The sequence below is a fragment of the Streptomyces sp. NPDC002265 genome (assembly GCF_040296125.1).
Classification (GTDB): Bacteria; Actinomycetota; Actinomycetes; order Streptomycetales; family Streptomycetaceae; genus Streptomyces.
In genome coordinates this window covers 1-4,238 of record NZ_JBEOWS010000544.1, presented here as the reverse complement: position 1 = coordinate 4,238, position 4,238 = coordinate 1, and the positions used below count along the sequence as shown (strand labels likewise).

The 4,238-nt window shown below is 73.3% G+C and carries 3 protein-coding genes and 1 pseudogene; 2 read left to right on the top strand and 2 right to left on the bottom strand.

Annotated elements, in window-relative coordinates:
- Window positions 1-933, top strand: a 933-nt coding sequence (locus ABT085_RS44440) for an MFS transporter (RefSeq protein WP_351622369.1), incomplete at its 5' end; no start/stop codon positions are given.
- A 22-nt stretch (window positions 934-955) separates the two neighbouring features.
- The gene (locus tag ABT085_RS44435) at window positions 956-2,404 is read left to right on the top strand and encodes a pyridoxal phosphate-dependent decarboxylase family protein (protein WP_502982983.1); all 1,449 of its coding nucleotides are present in this window, start codon (window positions 956-958) and stop codon (window positions 2,402-2,404) included.
- Between the two features lie 75 nt (window positions 2,405-2,479).
- Here ABT085_RS44435 and ABT085_RS44430 read toward each other — a convergent pair whose 3' ends face one another.
- Both ABT085_RS44430 and ABT085_RS44425 read right to left on the bottom strand, forming a co-directional pair.
- Window positions 2,480-3,769, bottom strand: a complete 1,290-nt coding sequence (locus ABT085_RS44430; protein ID WP_351622363.1) for an acyltransferase family protein — start codon at window positions 3,767-3,769, stop codon at window positions 2,480-2,482.
- A pseudogene (locus tag ABT085_RS44425) lies at window positions 3,766-4,238 on the bottom strand (bi-functional transferase/deacetylase); the annotation flags it as partial. The gene ABT085_RS44430 and the pseudogene ABT085_RS44425, both read right to left, overlap by 4 nt.

Genomic DNA, 4,238 nt, shown 5'->3' with positions numbered 1-4,238 from the left:
CTTCCGATCTACCGGACCATGGGCGTGGTCGTCGCGGCCCTGCTGGCCGCGGGCTTGCTGGGATCCTGGCGCGCGCTCCGGCGCGCTCCCACGGTGGCGCGCAGCGAGGCGGAGCCGTCCCTGCGCGCCCAGCTGGCGGTCGCCCGCGACAACCCCGTCTTCACCGCACTGGTCGCGATGTGGACGGTGCAGGCGCTGGCGGTGGGCGTGATGCTGGCGGGGGTGCAGTACTTCGCCACGTACGTCGTCGGCTCGCCGGAGGCCGTCACCCCGCTGTTCGCCTGCATGATCGGCCCACTGGTGCTGATGATGCCGTGGTGGAACCGCCTCGCACGGGCGCGTGGCACGGTGTTCGCGCAGTGGTGCGCCTCGCTGCTGTTCACCGGGGCGGCCGCGCTGGTGTTCCTGACCCGCTACACCTCCCCCTGGGTGGGGTACGTGGCCGTGGCCCTGGTCGGGGTCGCGTACGCGGGACTCCAGTTGCTGCCGCTGACCATGCTCGCGGACACCCTGGCCGCGGACACGGCACGGACCGGCCGGCGCCGGGCCGCCACCTTCACGGGCCTGTGGACCGCGGCGGAGACCCTGGCCCTGGCCCTGGGCAGCGGGGTGTTCGCCGCGGTGCTGGCGGTCACCGGCTTCCGCTCCTCGGAGGCGTCCGAGGAGGTGGCCCAGCCGGCCGCGGCCCTCGTCGGCATCAACGCCGGGATGAGCCTGCTGCCCGCGCTGCTCTCCCTCGCCGGCTGCGCCCTGCTGGCCGTGTACGCACGCCGCTCGGCCGCGGCCCCGACCTCGGCCCCGGCCCCGGCCCCGGCCCCGGCCTCGGCCTCGGAGGACCCGCCCACCGCTCCCATCGACCTCGCAACACCCGCAACACCCGCAACACCCGCACCGAACGCCACTGCCCAGAAAGGGACCCGCCGTGTCGGCTGAACCCGCCTCCTCCTCCGCCGCACTGCCGGACGGCCGGTCCGCGCGGGAGCTGCTGGCCGAACTGCGGGAGCTGCGTGCCGGTGACGCCCCGACCCGGGGCGGCCACACGTTCGCCTACGTGTACGACGCGGGGCTGCCCGGCCTGGACGAACTGGCCGGCGCCGCGTACGGGGCCTTCGCCACCGTCAACGGCCTGGACCCGACCGTGTTCCCGAGTGTGGGCCGGCTGGAGAACGAGGTCGTGGGGGCGGTGTCCGCACTCCTCGGCGTCCCCGGCGCGCAGGGCACCTTCACCAGCGGCGGCACCGAGTCCATCCTGCTGGCGGTGAAGACCGCGCGGGACCACGCGCGCGCGGTGCGCGGGGTCACCCGCCCCCAGCTGGTGCTCCCCTCCACCGCGCACGCGGCGTTCCACAAGGCCGCCCACTACCTCGGGGTGGAGGCCGTGGTGGTGCCGGTCGGCCCGGAGAGCTTCCGCGCCGACGCCGGGGCCGTCGCGGCCGCGATCACCGACCGCACCGTCCTGGTGGTGGCGTCGGCGCCGTCGTACGCGCACGGGGTGATGGATCCGGTGGCGGAGATCGCGGCTGCGGCCGCGGAGCGCGGGGTGCTGTGCCATGTGGACGCCTGCATCGGCGGCTGGTTCCTGCCCTTCCTGCGCCGCACCGGCCGTACGGTGGCGCCGTTCGACCTCTCGGTCCCGGGCGTGACGTCGCTCTCGGTCGATCTGCACAAGTACGGGTACGCCGACAAGGGCGCCTCGGTGGTCCTGTACCGGGACGGCGAGCTGCGCCGCCACCAGTACTTCGCGCACGCCGGCTGGCCCGGCTATCCGGTGGTCAACCCGACGATGCAGGGGACGAAGTCCGCGGGGCTCCTGGCCCAGGCGTGGGCGGTGCTGCGGCACATCGGCGACGACGGATACACCGCGCTGGCCCGCCGGGTGGCCGACGCGGCCGACCGGCTCGTACCGGGGCTGCGGGCGGTGCAGGGCATCCGGGTCCTGGGCGAGCCGTCGGGCAGCCTGGTCGCGTTCACCGTCACGGACGCCGACGGCACGCCCGACCTGTCCCTCGTCCTGCACCTGGCCGACGAGATGCGCGAGCGCGGCTGGTACCTCCAGCCGCAACTGTCGTACGACGGTCTGCCGCCGAACCTGCATCTGACGCTGACTCCGGCGACCGGCGACCGGGTGGAGGCGCTGCTGGCCGATCTGGGACCGGCGTTGAAGGCGGCACGCACGGCCGGACCGCTGACCGTCGATCCGGGCCTGGTGCAACTCGCCGCCGAGCTGGACCCGGACGCCCTGACGCCGGAGGAGGTCGCCGGGGTGCTGGCCTTCGCGGGCCTGGGCGAGGGGGCCGGGCTGCCGGCCAGGATGGCGCCGGTGCTGGCATTGCTGGACGCGCTGCCGGGGCGGCTCAAGGAGCGGTTGCTGACCGAGTTCGTGGGGACGCTCTTCCGGATCTGAGCCGCCGTCGGGGGCACCGCGTGCGGTGCCCTCCGGGTCGGCCCGATCCGGAGGGCACGACGCGGAGGGCACGGCTCAGCCGCGGGCCGCGTGCCCCGACTTCGGCTTGCGCCCGTTCGGCCACAGGCGCGGCTTCCGCTTCGCCGCGATGTCCTCGATCCAGCCGGTCGCCAGGATCATCAGGCCGATCAGGGGCCAGACCAGGACGAACATCCAGAGGTTGTACGTCGAGTCGAGGATCGACGACGCCTGCTTCCCTTCCATGAAGGGGAGGTCGTAGGCCAGGTCGATGATCGGGACGGTGGCCAGGATCAGCAGGTTGTGCCACAGGTAGATCGTGACCGCCCGGTTGTTGGAGAGGGTGATCAGCTTGTCCCAGCGGGCCAGCGGCCTGGGCAGTTCCTGCCAGGACGGGGAGTACTGGAGCAGGATCACCACGAACCCGAACGACCAGGCCGCCTGGGCCAGCGGGATGTCGTTGAGGTCCCAGCCGTCGGGTCCCTTGTGCCCCGACGCCCACCAGAGGCCGAAGGCCATGAGCAGCGACGAGCAGGAGATCGCCATATAGCGCGGGATCCGGCTGAGCAGTCCCTCGTGGTGGGCGAAGCCCAGCACCCAGCAGCCGCCGTAGACGGCGAAGTCGGTGACCGCGTTGCCGGTCTCGCCGGGTATCTTCACGACCCCGGTGCCCACCACCGCCGTCAGGGCGAGCGGCGCGAACAGCGTCGGCCAGGGCGCCCTGCGGAACGCCCACAGCAGCAGCGGCGAGGCCAGCACGAACCACAGGTAGGCCCGCAGGTACCAGAGCACCCCCGCCGCCTGGGCCGGCCAGGTGTCCTCCAGCAGTCCGGACCGGGAACCGAGGTGCCAGGGGAAGGGCGGCGCCCCGAACGGGACGACGTAGTCGAACAGCTCGACGACGCCCCAGGTCCCGCCGAGATCCGGGTCCTTCGCCGGGTTCCAGCCGGCCGCGAACATCATCGTCAGCGCGACCGCGCTGAACGCCCACAGCGGCGGCAGCAGCCGCCGGATCCGGCTGCGGATGACACCTGCCGCCGGGCGCTTCAGCGAACGCGCCATCAGCGAGCCCGCCAGCGCGAACATCACCCCCATCGAGGGGAACAGCACGGTCAGCCAGGCCCAGCCGAACAGGTGGTAGACGACCACGCGGACCAGGGCGATGGAGCGCAGCAGGTCGAGATAGCGGTCGCGTCCCGGTTTCCCCGACGCGGCGGCGACGGGCTGCGGTGCGGGCGCCGCGGCACCCGGCTCCGGCAGGACGCCGGCCGTCCGCTGCCGCGGTACGCCGTAGGCCGGTGTCCGCTCGGGGCCGGTCTCGGCACCGGTGATGGGTCCCTGATTCATGCCACGGGCCTCCGATCGCCGCCGTCGCCGGTCCGTTGGTGCGGCACCGGGCCGCCGGGCGCTTCCACGACGCCGGTGCGGCGCAGCTTCTGCCAGCGCAGCCGGCCACCGGTCAGGGCCGTGATCCAGGACTGGAGCAGGACGACGTACATGATCTGTCGGTAGAAGATCTGCTGAAGGGGCAGGGAGAGCAGGTGGACCATGGGCTCGCGGTCGAGCCGGAAGGCGTAGGCCGCGCACACCACCTGGACGGCGAGGACGCCCAGCCAGGCCACGATGGTCTTCTGGGTGGGACCGAAGACCACCCCGTACAGCAGGAAGACGTCGATGAGCGGGGCCAGCAGCGGGGCCAGCACCATGAACAGGGAGACGAAGGGCAGGCCGACGCGGCCGAAGCGGCCGGACGGGCCGCGTTCGACGACGGCCCTGCGGTGCTTCCAGATCGCCTGCATGGTGCCGTACGACCAGC

Bases quoted from the DNA above. Each gene is read 5' to 3' on its own strand.
- ABT085_RS44430 (WP_351622363.1), bottom strand. From the start codon at position 3,769: ATGAATCAGGGACCCATCACCGGTGCCGAGACCGGCCCCGAGCGGACA.